This is a genomic window from Oceanobacillus jordanicus (assembly GCF_022095695.1).
GTDB classification, from domain to species: domain Bacteria; phylum Bacillota; class Bacilli; order Bacillales; family Amphibacillaceae; genus Oceanobacillus_B; species Oceanobacillus_B jordanicus.
In genome coordinates this window covers 59622-74879 of the sequence record NZ_JAIFZM010000007.1, presented here as the reverse complement: position 1 = coordinate 74879, position 15258 = coordinate 59622, and the positions used below count along the sequence as shown (strand labels likewise).

General features: G+C 40.5%; 13 protein-coding genes and 1 pseudogene. 5 read left to right on the top strand and 9 right to left on the bottom strand.

The window, feature by feature from the left end:
* The first annotated feature begins 88 nt into the window (after positions 1-88).
* The 4 genes and pseudogenes from K3T81_RS09840 to K3T81_RS09825 all read left to right on the top strand — a co-directional run bounded on the left by K3T81_RS09840 (position 89) and on the right by K3T81_RS09825 (position 4487).
* Positions 89-625, top strand: coding sequence for a MerR family transcriptional regulator (locus K3T81_RS09840; RefSeq protein WP_238019704.1), 537 nt, complete (start codon positions 89-91; stop codon positions 623-625).
* Between the two features lie 278 nt (positions 626-903).
* Positions 904-1674: an SDR family NAD(P)-dependent oxidoreductase gene (locus tag K3T81_RS09835; RefSeq protein WP_161464632.1), complete on the top strand. Its 771-nt coding sequence runs from the start codon at positions 904-906 to the stop codon at positions 1672-1674.
* A gap of 450 nt (positions 1675-2124) precedes the next feature.
* Positions 2125-2430, top strand: coding sequence for a hypothetical protein (locus tag K3T81_RS09830; RefSeq protein ID WP_238019703.1), 306 nt, complete (start codon positions 2125-2127; stop codon positions 2428-2430).
* Positions 2431-2696: 266 nt separating this feature from the next.
* A pseudogene (locus tag K3T81_RS09825) lies at positions 2697-4487 on the top strand (cation:proton antiporter).
* 89 nt (positions 4488-4576) lie between these two features.
* On the opposite strand, the gene K3T81_RS09820 reads toward K3T81_RS09825, so the two are convergent.
* Positions 4577-4987: a DUF4064 domain-containing protein gene (locus tag K3T81_RS09820; RefSeq protein ID WP_106897589.1), complete on the bottom strand. Its 411-nt coding sequence runs from the start codon at positions 4985-4987 to the stop codon at positions 4577-4579.
* A 603-nt stretch (positions 4988-5590) separates the two neighbouring features.
* Between K3T81_RS09820 and K3T81_RS09815 the strand changes: the two genes are divergently transcribed.
* Positions 5591-6160, top strand: coding sequence for a hypothetical protein (locus tag K3T81_RS09815; RefSeq protein WP_238019701.1), 570 nt, complete (start codon positions 5591-5593; stop codon positions 6158-6160).
* Between the two features lie 359 nt (positions 6161-6519).
* Here K3T81_RS09815 and K3T81_RS09810 read toward each other — a convergent pair whose 3' ends face one another.
* The 8 genes from K3T81_RS09810 to K3T81_RS09775 form a co-directional block, all read right to left on the bottom strand.
* Positions 6520-7920, bottom strand: coding sequence for a dipeptidase (locus K3T81_RS09810; RefSeq protein ID WP_238019907.1), 1401 nt, complete (start codon positions 7918-7920; stop codon positions 6520-6522).
* Positions 7921-8151: 231 nt separating this feature from the next.
* Positions 8152-8928: an SDR family oxidoreductase gene (locus tag K3T81_RS09805; RefSeq protein ID WP_238019699.1), complete on the bottom strand. Its 777-nt coding sequence runs from the start codon at positions 8926-8928 to the stop codon at positions 8152-8154.
* Positions 8929-8984: 56 nt separating this feature from the next.
* Complete coding sequence (locus K3T81_RS09800) at positions 8985-9743, bottom strand: alpha/beta fold hydrolase (RefSeq protein WP_238019698.1); 759 nt, start codon at positions 9741-9743, stop codon at positions 8985-8987.
* A 109-nt stretch (positions 9744-9852) separates the two neighbouring features.
* Positions 9853-10383, bottom strand: coding sequence for a GNAT family N-acetyltransferase (locus K3T81_RS09795; RefSeq protein ID WP_238019697.1), 531 nt, complete (start codon positions 10381-10383; stop codon positions 9853-9855).
* A gap of 265 nt (positions 10384-10648) precedes the next feature.
* Entirely contained in the window at positions 10649-11983 is a 1335-nt protein-coding gene (locus K3T81_RS09790; protein ID WP_238019696.1) for a GH1 family beta-glucosidase, read from the bottom strand.
* Positions 11984-12027: 44 nt separating this feature from the next.
* Positions 12028-12855: a carbohydrate ABC transporter permease gene (locus tag K3T81_RS09785; RefSeq protein ID WP_238019695.1), complete on the bottom strand. Its 828-nt coding sequence runs from the start codon at positions 12853-12855 to the stop codon at positions 12028-12030.
* A 16-nt stretch (positions 12856-12871) separates the two neighbouring features.
* A complete protein-coding gene (locus tag K3T81_RS09780; RefSeq protein WP_036575711.1) occupies positions 12872-13765 on the bottom strand; it encodes a carbohydrate ABC transporter permease in 894 nt (297 codons plus the stop codon).
* A 152-nt stretch (positions 13766-13917) separates the two neighbouring features.
* Complete coding sequence (locus K3T81_RS09775) at positions 13918-15222, bottom strand: ABC transporter substrate-binding protein (RefSeq protein ID WP_238019694.1); 1305 nt, start codon at positions 15220-15222, stop codon at positions 13918-13920.
* Between the last annotated feature and the right edge of the window lie 36 nt (positions 15223-15258).

The window sequence follows — 15258 nt, the reverse complement described above, 5'->3', positions numbered from 1 at the left end:
TAAAAACTAACGGTTTCACCTTATGTTTTGAAGTGGGAGTCTTACAGACGGTTGCACCGGGATAAATCAGCGAAAGATGGTGAAAAGAATGGAATTACTAAGCTTTCAAGGACTTTGTCATATCGTTGGAATCCCACAGCAAACAGGGGAACATTGGATGAAGGAGTTCTCGATGTATATTCCAAAAACCCAACAAGATAATACAATCTACTTCCTAACTGAAGCAATTGACGTGATGCGTTTTATAAAAAAGTGTAAATATCAAAATATGGGAACGACAACCATCACAAAACAGCTTGCAGGGAGAAGTTTTCCAATGCGTGTAGACAATCCACAGACCGAAGTTTATATAGAATGGGAACAAAAAATCAGCCACGATACTGCTAATATTACTGCATTTATGCGTAATATCGGGACAACCATATCGCATGTGGCAGCACATGAGCATATGTTGCAGAAATTAGTAGAGAAACAGGATGCTTACGAAGAGCATTTTATTACAATAAAAGAACAGCAAATGGAAATTAATCAACTTAAAGAAGAAATCGGCATGCTACAGAAACAAATAACACAGACGGAAGATTATAAAACGAAAAAACAATACATGGCAAACCTTTTTAAATAAAGTGAAACTTCAATCAGTGGGGATTATCGTTTTTCACCCACTGCTTGTTAGTTGAACGAGTCGGACCATTACTGCAGTTGGTCCCCACTAGCCTGATTACCTCTCGCATTCTTAAAGTAGGTTTTACTGCCAGTTAAGGAGCGGGATAAACAGATTTCTTGATTAACTTCACCATAGAGGCGTAAGCTTTATATGAGATCAAAAATTTATGTATCCGTTACATCAACAGAGACAAATCCGCCTTTGTCATGTAACAAATGTGATAGGAGTGGGAAATTATGCAGTTTAAAGATAAAGTCGTACTTATTACAGGCGCTGCCGGTGGAATTGGAATCGCAGCTGCAAAAGCTTTTCAAAAAGAAGGAGCAAAACTTGCCCTTGTGGACTTGAAGAAAGAAGCACTAGAAGAAGCTGCAAGCTCTCTTGAAGACTCTAACGTCCTTCTACTTGAAGCAAACGTATCAAAAGAAGAAGACGTAAAAAATTATGTAGAAAAAACAAAAGCACATTTTGGCCAAATTGATGTATTTATCAATAATGCCGGGATTAATGGAGCTTTTGGAAATCTTACAGAACAAACAGCAGATAACTTTAATGCTGTATTTGGTGTAAATGTGATGGGTGCCTTCTTTGGCTTGAAATATGTGCTGGACATAATGAAAGAGCAAAAAGCTGGTGCTGTTGTAAATACTGCATCAAATGGTGGCCTACTAGGAGCACCTGGCATGGGAGCCTATGCTGCTTCTAAACATGCAGTCATCGGTTTGAATAAAACTGCTGCATTAGAAATGGCAGAATATGGTGTTCGCGTTAATGCTGTAGCTCCATCTGGTGTCGATACAGCAATGATGAAATCTATCGAAACCAATGCAATGGGTGACAACACCGATGAAGCTAGAAAACAATTTGAAGCATCTGTTCCAATGAATCGATATGCAACAGCTGAAGAGATTGCAGACTTAATGGTCTTTTTATCCTCTGATAGAGCTTCCTTTATTAGTGGTTCCTATTACAGAATTGATGGCGCGCAAGGTGCGACATCTGTATAACCTCTACTAGATTTTTACCCCCAGTAGTTTTTAACTGCTGGGGGTTTTTTTCACTCTACTGGTATTTAGGGCTTTTCCGTTTTACTCTTAATTACCTGGAGGTCGATTTCGCTTGTATTTATTGTCGTTTTTCATATCATTAATTTCTTCCTTGCTCTTGTTTTTCGTTTTTGTTTTTCCTTTTGCCATCCTTAATCCCTCCTTATTCTTTCCCTATAGTTTTAACTAAATATAAAAATTGATGTAGTTTGTATATGTTTTTAAGTATCGTATTCAGAATAAACTACCTTTAAAGGTAACCCGGAAATATCATCTTCAGATTAGTGGAAAAGCTCATGCCTATTAAAAATTAGTCCCAGATTGCATTTTTTACCCAAGTGCTATCTAGAAAATCTTATGGGAAATTATGCTAATATCAAATAATAAGGTAGTGGAAAAGGAGCGGGTTCTATGACGAAGGCAGATGCAAGTGTTTTGGGAATGTTTGGTGTAGCAATCATCACAGGTTTTTGTGCACAAAGTATAGCTTATTTCTTGAATGACTATCTCTTTAAATCATATCCGATATACTATTTAACCGGCACCTCGATAATAAGTCTACTTCTATATTTAAGTAGCTTTGTTTTCACCTACATCCAGTTTAAAAAACAGAGAATTGAAAAGGATAGAATGGAAGCGTATTTTGCTATATTTGGCATCCTTGGATTATTGACGTATAGCTGGTCTTTTATTGTTTTGGCTATGTGGTGGGGATAACTAATCCTGTTATTCTCCCACACTTTGCCGTTTCACCTAATTGTTGTGTCACTTGCACCCGTCTCTTCTGGCTGTCTCGCGTCGCTTCGACCTGGTTTTGCATCTCTTCCAGTGGGTATTGCGTCGCTCGGAGTTGAGGTTGCGCCACTCCAGGCAATTCATGCGTCACCCAGACTAGCTCCTCCCCGCTAAACCTCTAAATAGCGACAAACTTTGGCAAACTTGGTAAAATGAATACCATTATATAATGATTAGAAGGTGCTCGCATGGAAAATGTTGTGTTAATCAGTATGGTCGTTATCCTTGTCGTTGGTATTTTTTCACAATGGCTCGCTTGGCGGATACAATGGCCATCGATTGTAATTATGTCGATAGCCGGCTTATTGCTCGGTCCTGTCTTTGGGTTATTTAATCCCCAGGAGGCATTAGGTGAACTATATAGCCCACTTATCTCGCTTGCCGTTGCCATTGTCCTATTTGAGGGGAGCTCAACGCTTGATATTAGAGAAATAAAGGGTGTTTCCAAATCTGTATTTCGTATTGTTACAATAGGTGCCATTATTGCCTGGATCTTCGGCGCACTCGCAGCGCATTACATAGCAGGTCTCAGCTTGGAAATTTCCTTTATCATTGGTGGGTTATTTGTTGTTACAGGTCCGACTGTGATTATTCCACTGTTACGGAATGCTAAGCTAAGCCCGCGGATTGCTGCTGTTTTTAAATGGGAAGGCATTATTGTCGACCCATTCGGCCCATTACTTGCTCTATTTGCTTATGAAGTAATTAAAGTCATCAACACAGAAGGCTTGCATGCAGATTATATGCTTACATTCTTCTTCAGCGCCTTTATCGCCATTTTATTAGGACTAGGCATTGGCTTATTGGTAAGTTTTATGGTAAGCAAAGGGGTTTTTCCTGAATATCTTAAATCACCAATCATTTTAGCCTTTGTGTTACTTTGCTTTACCGTGGCTGAGGTCATTATGCATGAAACAGGAATGCTCGCTGTAACGGTTATGGGACTCACGCTTGCCCGCACGAAGCGGTATCTTTCGTCAATTGGCAATGTGAATCATTTTGTGGAGAACATTTCGGTGCTTTTAACCTCCACGATCTTCATTTTACTAACAGCATCTCTTTCTCGGGAAACGATTGCGGAGATCTTTACTTGGCCAATTATCGGGTTCGTACTCGTTATGCTCTTTATCGTTCGTCCATTATCTATCTGGCTCTCCACCATTGGAACAGAGTTAACGAAACAGGAGAAAACCCTAATTGGTTGGGTCGCTCCCAGAGGGGTGGTCGCACTGACCGTTTCCGGATATTTTGCCGCGATTCTGCTTGAGGACGGGCATGAAGGTGCAGCCTTACTAACAACACTAACTTTTGCCCTGGTTTTCATCACGGTTTGTGCCCATGGCTTCACTTTACGCCCTATGGCGAAAGCACTTGGCCTGGCTAATGATGCACCACCCGGCGTTCTTATCGTGGGAGCGAGTAGCTTTTCCATAGCTTTTGCCAAATATATATAAGAACTTGGTATCCCTGTTCTAATTAGTGATTCCTCTAGAGGAAGATTACAGGCAGCTATCGATAAGGACATCCCGATCTATCATGGCCAGCTTTTATCAGAGCATACGCAATACGACGTGGACCTTACACCATATGAAACGATACTAGCGATGACTGGAGACATGGCCTATAACGCACTCGTCAGCCAAACATTCGCACCAGAATTTGGCTTTAACAATACCTTCTCCTTACCAGCAGGAAGTAGCTTGGGTAAAAAAGAAATAAATACATCCCATAAAGCACACCTACTATTCGAAGAGAATGCTATTTTCACTGAACTAAATCGAAAAATAAATACAACGTATGAAATAAAGCCAATTTTAATAAAAGAAAATTGTAAGCTGGACAAGGACACTATACCGGAGGAGTCTACTCCTCTCTTTGTTCAGAAAGAAAACAAAACGATCCAGCTCGTGACCTTGCGTAAGAAAATAAACCTGAGCAAGGGAGAGCAACTTGTTGTGTTGAAAAGAAAAAATAACTAGTGTAACGCCCATTGCTTGCACAGCTTGGTCTTCTCCTATCAGGAAATTAAGTATGAAAAAATCCGCGCCATTAAGGTGCGGATTTTTCTTTAGACTCTTACGCCAGCCTCATCTTCATTTTTACGGATAAAACACATAATTCCAGCAATCAAATATAAGATTGACTGAAACGCCACTCCGGTGAATAAGAGCCAACTACTAATGGCTGCGGAAGCGATAAATAATCCGCCGGCAAGCTTGGCGTTACGCTTCACCTTCATTACAGCAATAAGTCCTAAAATAAAACTAACAACACAGCTTAGCACTGGAAGCCAAAATAAATTATTTACGATATAAAGTATGTTAGAGACAAAACCCCATTCCACACTATTAATGGAATCTCCGAACCAGCCAATACCTAGATTGACTACCACTATGAGAATAGCGCCTAGTATAGCGAACAGAAAATCCATAACAACACCAACAGAACCTAATATTCTTTCAATCATACGATTCGTCATCTATATTCCTCCTTCCATGAAATTAATATTTCTAACGTATCATACGGAAAACTTCCTTCATTGGTTTCAAATTCCCAACTTTTGTGAGGATTAAACTAAGACCTACACAAAATGTAAAACACCCTTAACGTCAAATGAACTTTACATATATGTTGTACTTATAATCCTTCTCTTCCCCTTGCCTTAAAAATAGGGAAAATATTCAATGGTTATTTGGAAGATGTTTTTCTCATTCTTTGCATTCTTGTTTTACTCATCTCTCCTTAATATACTTATTCAATGTGACGTTATTCATCTATCCGCACTAGAAGCCATAAATATTATTTCTGCGTTAATGATTAGTACCATTTTCATTTCTTGGGTGATTTTAGCACGCATATATTAATATGAAGGAGTTCTGGTGTAGATGTAGATAGTGTGAGAAAGCACGAGGTTTTGTTAAGAATAATGATCCTAAGTAAAAATATATAGGGATTTCCTTATTGATAAGTTATACATTTATACTTGAGGAGCATCCTTTCAAGCAGGATTTTGCTGTTTTGTGCAGAATTTATATAACTACTGGATGTAATTTAGTTAGCTACTAATAAAGGGGTGAATGTATTGGAAGGTTTACTAAGTGGATTACCTGATATGTTAATATTCATTATTTTATATGGACCTCTTGCAATGGGCATTTTTATCATGGTTAAATTAACAAAATGGTTCGTCATAAAAAAAGACATTAACAATCGTATGCTCCTTATCTCTTTGGTAATAAATGTACTTAATTTTTATCTCATCTATGATTTGATGACGCCATCCCCAGAGGTCAGTTCTGGAAATGGCAACCCGTTTATACCAAATATCCTTATCTCCTTCCTACTATTTATCTCTTTCTGTATAGTTTTTTCGATGAAGATTATTGAAATTCTCTCAAAGAAAAAAGCTTGGTTTAGTTTACTTATCATTGCCATTACGATAGCCGTCACTTGGTTTTCAGTTGTTTCCCAAATGGAATTTGTCTTAACGATAAAAGAAGCGCTTTACTATCCACTTGATAATTGGTTAACTTGGTGGAAAAGCATCCATCTAAACTATCTATACTTTAACCCTTATACCTTTCTACTTGGAATCTGTATTTCTTGTTTAGTCGCAGGTATTCTTGGCTTATCTAAAAGGAAGATAGTGTAAAGTGAAACTTCAATCAGCGGGGGATTCGTTCTTCCCCCACTGATTGTTAGTTGAACGAATCGGGGTGTTAGCGTCCGTTTACTCCCACTAAAAACTAACGGTTTCACTTCATGTTTTGAAGTGGGAGTCTTACGGGAGGTTGCACCGGGGTAAACACTCTTTTGTTTAACTGCATTAAAACAATACGCCCGGATTTAAATATCCAGGCACCGCCTTTGGTTACTATTACGGTGCTAACATACTGTCTCGTTTAGTATGTTTAGCACCTGTTTTTGTATTTTCTACTCCGTGTTATCTTCTATAAGTACCTCGTTAGGAGTATGAATAATTACTTTGTTCTTCTATCTTCCCTCACATACCTATTCCACTCTAAAAATCCTCGTCGTCCTCTGCTCGTTTCCTTCATTATCTGCACCTAGGAAGGTGACAACGTGGAATTTTTCCTTCAATGGTTCTTTAGGTGTAAAAGATATGGTAGCTAATTTCTTATCATACGTTGCCGGGTTTGGAATTCCGTCTACGATAACTTTTAAGCTCTCCGGATCGAGTTCTGTTCCTTCCTCCACCTTCAGTTCCGCAGTTAGGGTAGGTGTTCGCTCATTAAGATTTTCTCCCATTTCTACTTCAGGCATGATAGAAATCCCCTTGGCACGGATCACTCGATCTGCCGCTCCCTGGATCTCATTTAGCACTCTCAACGTATTCAAGCCCATGATTTTGCTGACCTCTTCCTCTGAGTATCCTCGTTCGGCCAGTGCTTCTTTTATTTTTCCAATTTCACTGGAGTCCTTTATATCACTAGGCAGTTCAGCTCCATCAAAATCAGAGCCGATCGCAACATGATCTACTCCCATTATTTTAACAGCATGATCAATGTGATCTACCACATCAGAAATCGTGGCTCCACCCGAATCAGTTAGAAATTCTGGATAAAAGACAATCCCGATGACACCGCCATTTTCTTTTAATGCGACGAGTTGCTCATCTGTTAGGTTACGCTGATGATCTTTTAATGCCTTAACACCAGAGTGGGTGGCAATAACTGGTGCCTTCGTTGTTTCCATGACATCCCAAAACGTGCTCTCAGCCATATGGGAAACATCCACTGCCATCCCTAGCTTATTCATTTCTTTAACTACCTTCGCTCCAAGTTCTGTAAGACCGCCTGATGAGGCCGTTTTCTCCTGGTCATCATAAATTTGATCGGCCCCTTCCCCAAGGGCATTCGAATAGTTCCACGTAAAGCCCATTACTGCTATGCCAAGATCACGATATTGGCGAGTTAGCTCTAGAGCATTTTCCTTATTCAAGGAATAAGCCCCTTCAATTGTAGGGACAGCTGCAATTTTGCCACGATTTGCAGTGGCAAGGATATCAGGTGCATGTGAAACGATTTGTAGCTGCTCGGCATTATTTTCTTCCGTCCAATATAATGAGGAGATTTGCGCAAGTGTGTGGCTTATGCTCCGCGCATCATTTCCATAAAAGCCTGGTGTATATGCAGCTAAAAAGGGGACGTTTAATCCTCCTTTTTGCAACTTCGGAATATCAACTTCAAAATCTGTATTTTTCCCGAGATCTGTTGTCGGCAACCAAGTCTCAGAGTCTATTGATTTATACAGTGCATCCTGATGCCCATCCACAATAATTTCTGCAGTATTTGATCCCATCATCCCTATTCCCCCTTTCATATTGCTAAGCAATGTTGTTGAATTAGGAAGCACGAGGACAATAGACAGGATGATATAGAATAATTTCATATTCAACGTGATGCTTCCCCCCTTTTTATATTATTTTATTGTTTTACTATGCAGGATGGTTAGAGGTACGTCTATTTTGGGCTGTGATGCGTCACTATTTGCTATTCACGATTCACTTTGCCTCGCTTTGGTTTCACTTTTGGCTGTTCTCGTTTCACTTTGTCTCGCTTTGGATTCACTTTCCGCTGTTCACGATTCACTTTAACAAGATATCGTTTCTCTCCCCACACATCATCTCAACAAAGACTCTGCTCCGTCAATGAATAGTTCGGTTCCTGTAATATGGCTGGATTGGTCTGATAGAAGGAATTGAACGAGATTTGCCACTTGCTCAGGCTTTCCTGCACCATGTTCGAGTGGCTGGCCGCCTTCTGGAAACTCAATTGGGATTTCGATCTTTTTAAGGTTATCTTTTTCTGGAAATGTGTTTTTCCCGATATTTGTTTCAATTGCTCCAGGGCAGATGATGTTCACTCTAATTCCATATTCCGCAAGCTCTAGCGCAGCCATTTTTCCGAAAGCCATCTGTCCAGCCTTGGATGAGCTGTATGCACTCATGCCAAAACCTGTGAAGGTACGATTCCCATTGATGGAGCTTGTGATCACAATGCTGCCGCCATTATCTTTCATATGTGGTATAGCGTATTTCACTGATAGGAATGTGCTACGGAGATTTGTTTCCAATGTCTTATCCCATTCCTCTGGGTCTAAATCTTCAATGGGGGCGACTGTGCCGTTGATCCCAGCATTGGCAAACACTGCATCTAAACGTCCCCATTTACTGGAAACCTTTTGAAAGCTTGCTTCCATCTGTTCTGGTTTGGAAACATCTGTCTCACAGACAATCGCTTCCCCGCCTTCTTTTTCAATTTCCTGTTGTACTTTTGTAGCGTTTTCTTCTTTGAGATCAAATAACGCCACTTTTGCTCCAGCTCGAGCCAATTGTAAAGCAGAAGCCCTGCCAATTCCAGAACCTGCACCTGTAATGATTGCAACTTTATTTTCCATTATGGTATACCACCTTTTTTATAGGGAGTATACCCTTTTGCAGAAGATGTATGTATTTAGCTATTGCTATCTTCCTTTAACCATTTATCTAGTATGGAATTAAAAAGAGATGGATTTGCTAACGGAGCACCATGCCCTGCTTTCGCTAGAATGATACCCTGTCCGTTTTGACTGTTTGTTAAAATGTCCTCTGCTGATTTCCTCATGATACCTCTTTCCTTCTCACCTACTGTGACAAGAATTTTCGTTTTCGCATTCTTAAACCCTAATGGCATTGAAAACATCATATTTTCCTGCAAAATTCTTATCAATGTCTCTGCCGTCATTTTGTTGCTTTCCTGAAAATAGGTTTCGAATAACTCCTTTGGAATGGCGAGTGTTTTGCACTGGGCCAAAGCAAAGGAACGCCGCTTGGTCAGAGGATGCGTCATTCTTACAGCGGGGCCTATGAAAGCTTCTAATCGTGGCATTGATCTAACTAGCGCACTATTAATCATGGCATAGTCAATGATATCTGGTCGCATACTGAGCATTTGTACGATGATTTGGGCACCAAGGGAAAAGCCAACCACGATCACTTTCTTTCCAGCAGCCTTCTCTTCTACTAAATCAAGAATAAGCTCTGCACTTTTTCTTATCGTGAAGGAAGTGGTCTCACTACTTTTTCCCTGCTCTGGTAAATCTGGTACAACACAATGGTAACCTGTAAAATAATCTAGCTGATTATTCCACATCCAACCACCTACTCCACCGCCGTGGACAAAAAGCATAAGAGGACCGGCTTTATTACCTGTCTCTTCTATGTAGCATTCCATCCCATTGCCTCCTTTTCTGGAACATTCTCTACCTAACGTACGAATAACACACGAAAAAGGTTCCCATAGCAGGAAAGCCCCAATGCTACATTAGCATTGGGGCTTTTTATTAATCCGTACTTAACTTCGCATACATGGCAAGGTCGACGAATCTCCCCTTTGCTTTCTCAGCATCACGCAAAATCCCCTCAAACGTAAACTCGAGATTTTGTAACAAACGAATCGAATTCTTATTTTCAGGCTCCACCTTCGCCTCGATACGGTGAAGGTTTAATTCTTCAAATGCATAATTCATAAGTTCACGAATAGCTTCCGAGGCGTAGCCTTTGCCCCAATGTTCCTTTGCCAACTCATAGCCCAGCTCTGTTTTTCCGTTTGCAAAGTCGATTGTGTTATAACCACAACTTCCAATAATTTGCCCACTATCCTTCGTGCGGATCGTATACCGGAGAGCTTTGTTTTCATGCGCTAACTCGGCTAAAAAGTTAATCATTTCCTTCGCTTGATCTTCACCTGTAAATGCAGGAATATTCATGAATCTGGTAACAGATGGATCTGACCAAACTGCAAACAGCCCGGCTGAATCCTTTTCTTGCATCTTTCTTAACGTTAATCGTTTTGTTATTAGTTCGTTAATCAATTTTCTTCCTCCGTTTTTAATAGAATATGAGAGTAGAATATTGATATCTGCGCATTGTTCAGTCCCTTCTTTTTTCTCTTTACCATTATATCCTTTTTCATTGTAAAATCGAACTCATTTTACTATCTCAGCAGACCAACTATATTAGTTGTTAGTCCATACTTCCAGTTCGTAGTCACTAAATTAAAAAGCCTGGACATGCAAACTGCCCAGGCTAACTCTCCCTTTAGATAGGCACTTCTTTCTAGTATAAGATCTAGTATAGTCACACTTCTCTTTTTTCTACAACAGATTGATAGAATTTCGCACTGTCCTTCCACGTTCGCTTTTGTGTTTCGAAGTCCACGTATACAATGCCAAATCGTTTTTCGTAACCATACGCCCACTCGAAATTATCAAATAAGGACCAAACATAGTATCCCGCAATATTCATTCCCTCCTCATTTAATTCCGCAATAGCTTGGAGGTGTTGTTTTATATAATCCGTTCTTTCGGGATCATGGACGGCCCCATCTACTGTGAGTTCATCCGGATAGGAAGCACCATTCTCTGTAATGATAATTGGCAGATTGGTATACTCCTTTCTCAGACGGCGAATGAGCTCCTGGAACTCCTTCGGTGACACGTCCCAGCCCATTCCTGTTTTAGCATAATCGGAATGTCCACCCCGGTACATGAAATCTCCTGCACTCGTGAACTCCACCAGCTGGCGACTGTAATAATTAATGCCAAAGAAATCACATGCTACCGAGATTTCTGTAAGATCCCCATCATGGATAAAGGAAAAATCATGTACATACTTAGAAAATAAATTGACCATATCTGCTGGATAGCTCCCTTTAAAAATAGGATCTAAATACCAGCGATTCGAATAACCATCTGCATTATTTGCGGCAATCTTATCATTAAAAGATTGGCTTACTGGGTAAATCGGGCTCAGATTTAAGGTAATGCCAATTGGCGTCTCAGACTTCATGGTTTCTTTCAATAATTTCACTGCTTGCCCATGGGACACTAAAATATGATGTGCCGCCTTCAATGCCTCTTCTACATTTGTATGGCCAGGTGCGTGAACTCCTTGATGATAACCGAGAAATGCTGCACACCACGGTTCATTATGGGTAATCCAGCTGTCCACTTCTCCATCTAATTCTTCAAACACTTTTTTCGCATACGTGTAAAACCATTCAAGAGATTGTCTGTTCACCCAGCCTCCCTTGTCCTCAGCCCATTGGGGTAGATCCCAGTGATAAAGCGTCACAACAGGCTTAATTCCCTGTTCCTTTAATTCGCTAATTAAATTTTTATAAAATTGCATCCCAGCCTCATTGTACTCTCCCTCGCTTGGGAAAATACGCGGCCAGGCGATGGAGAAACGATAGCTCTCTACACCTAACTGCTTTATGAGCTGTACATCCTCTTTATATAAATGATAGTGGTCACAGGCTACTTCACCGGTATCCCCTTGGTAAACCTTCCCAGGCGTAGCGGCGAACGTGTCCCAGATCGACGGCGATCGACCATCCTTATTCACTGCTCCTTCCACCTGGTAGGAAGAAGTTGCCGTACCAAACACAAATGCAGGGTCGAATTTTTTCAATCTAAACATCCTCCTATATAAAAACAAAAATATTTTATTGTACGTTATCCTTTAATCGCACCAGCTGTAATACTGCTGATGATATAGCGGGATAAAAATAGAAATGCAATCATGATCGGTACTACGGAAATCGCGATGCCAAGATACATGGCTCCCAGATTCATCGCAACAGGTGAGCCGCGGAGTGCGCCCATCATGACAGGTAACGTAAATAGTTCAGGCGACCTCAAAATAACTAACGGTGTAATGTAGTTGTTCCATGATCCAATAAAGGTAAAGATCCCCATCGTAGCAATGGCAGGCATTAACAATGGCAGCACGATTCGGTGAAACATATGAAGCTCTGTTGCGCCGTCGATCCTTCCTGCCTCCAATATGGAGGTATGCATTGTAGTAATTAAATATTGTCTGAAGAAAAAGACGGTAAATGGTGCCGCAATGGCTGGGATAATCAATGGCCAATAAGAATCAAGCATGCCTAATGCTTCACTTAAATCATAAAGGCCAAGCAAGCCTAGCTGGCCTGGCACCATCATCATAACCAAAAACGACACGAAGATAATATTCTTCCACTTAAACTCATAGACAACAAGAGCAAAGGCAGTCAAAGCAGAGAAATAGGCATTCAACACCGTGACAGAAACAGCTACTATTAAACTGTTTGTAAACCCACGCCAAACATCCATGTAACTAATAAGTGTTTGATAGTTATCGAGAATGGCGCTCCCTGGAATTAAGGTAAATCCTTGTAAGATTTCAGAATTGGACCTTGTCGCATTCACGATCATCATATAAAACGGAACAAAACAAATGATCACTAGCACAGTTAGCGCAATATAGATAAACGCTTTTAATAGCGTGATTTTTTTCATCGCTTTCCCTCCCCCTTTACTTAACTTCCTTCCGATACATTGTGCGGAAGGTGACGGCCGAGAAGATCACGGTAATAATAAACAACCCGTATGCCAAGGTCGCGCCATATCCGAAGTTATTATACTTAAATGCTTGGTTATACAAATACAACACCATCGTATTAAGAGAGCCTTGAGGTGCACCGCGCGTATCGGTTAGAAGCATTGGTAAATCAAACAGTTGCAAACCTCCAATGATCGAGGTAATTAATACATACAGCAAAATAGGTTTTAGTTGTGGCAAGGTAATGTTTGTAAAGGACTGCCACCAGCTTGCCCCATCAATATATGCAGCCTCATAATAATCCCGGGAAATACCAGAAATACCGGCCAAAAGAATAATGAAAGAGTTCCCAAACCACATCCAAGCCCCGATTAAAGCGACGGCAGATTGGGCATAGACAGGGGAATTCAACCAATTTATTGGAGAGTCGATAATTCCGAGACTAAGCAGCATTTGGTTTAATGCCCCATGGTTCCAATCAAGTAATATATTAAACAGCAAAGCAACCGATGCTATCGTTATAATATTAGGTAGATAGAATAGTGCTCTAAATAGTCCAACACCCTTAAGCTTCAGTCGAATATCTGAAAACAACAAGGCCAAGCCAAGCGCAATCATCATCTGTACTACAAAGTTAAATCCCCATATTTTTAACGTGTTTCCAAAAGCCTCAAAAAAATAACTATCGGTTACAAGTCTTATGTAATTCCCAAACCCAACAAACTCTGCATTTGCGATACCACCCATGCCACTGTAGTTGGTTAAACTATAATAAAAAGTAAGCAGTATCGGATAGATATTAAACACCAGAAACACGATTACAAACGGGGCGATAAATAAATAGGCGCGACGATTTGTCTTTTCCATGCTCTTCCCCCTAACCTAAAAAATTTAGAAAACGCGCATTCGCTCGTCCTTTTGCAAATGTGTACGTTTTTTTACTTGGAATTTAAAAGTGTTCTCACGTGTTAAAAAGTGGGGAACACAGCCAGTTGGTAGTGCTCCCTCACCTTGTTTGTCTATTCCGGAATGGTAATGTCTGGGAAGGCATTTTTCACTTGATTATAAAACTCCTCTAATGCCTCTTCCTTTGTGACCGTTCCTTCCACATAGTTGCCTACCTCTGTACCAAATAAGTCGCCGATCTGCTGGTCATATTTCGTGATCGTGCTTGCATCAATTTTGTTTGCTTCTTCCAGGAAGAATTCATAGTGGTTCTGCCCGCCTAAATACTCCTCCTCATACCCTTCACTAATTTTACTTGTGACAGGAATATAGGAAAGGACATCCCCTGTAGTCTCTGTAACCCATTCAGTTAGGAACTCTTCATCATGTACGAGCATTTGGATAAACTCCCAAGCCAGATCCTTGTTCTCTGAATCCTTATACATGCCAATCCACGTACCACCTTGGAAATATGGAGTAGGCCCATTTGTAACAGCCCAATCTCCAGCAGTTTCTTGTGCTTCAACTTTAAGTACAGAATTCAGTGCCCACGTAGGAAGCGAGACAGCAAAGACTTCTGTCTTGTCTTCTGCTTCTGCACTATCATCCAACTCATCCCAGCCGACATTATAACTAATTGGACCAACGAAGGACTCATACCAGGCTGGAGACCAAGCAGGAGCAAGAGCAGTATACTGTTTATCACGTAGTTCTTTTGCATAATCAAAGTAAGACAAACGTGCTTCTGTCATCACAAGCTCATTGGCCTCATTTACCCACGGCTGTGGATCTTGTCCATTCGTGTATGGTTGAATAGAACCTTCATCAGGGAAGAGACGATAATTCTTTTCTTTCATCTTTTCTCCAACTTCCATCAACCCTTCCATGGTGGAGAACATTTCGCCTACTTCTGCAGGATCATCGGTCCCTAGTACTTCTTTTGCAATGCTTCTACGATAGTAGATCCCACCTGGCGTTGTTTGCCAAGAAACTGCTCTCACATTATCCTCTGGGTCTTTTCCTAAATCCCAGACATACTCCATGTAATCATCTTCCCAACTGTCTACGTTATAAGGATCTGCAGAAAGATTTTCCCAGTAATCCTGTTCAAGCCAATCTTTTAAATAGACGATCTCCCCAGTAAATACATCTGGCGCTCCCTTCCCACTTTCTAAAGCAGGACGTAGTGTTGTTGTGTAATTTTCGGTAGGGATAATCTGTAAATCTACCTTTACATCATGCAACTCTTCGAACTTATCAATTGGTCCTTGCAATTCATCTGTAAACGATGTAACAACTAAATCTGCTTTCTCTTCAGAACAAGCAGTAAGTACCAGAAAAACACTTGTTATAGCTAATAAGAACACCAATTTTTTCAATGTAATTCCCCCTCGATTACAATTTGAAAAACTAGC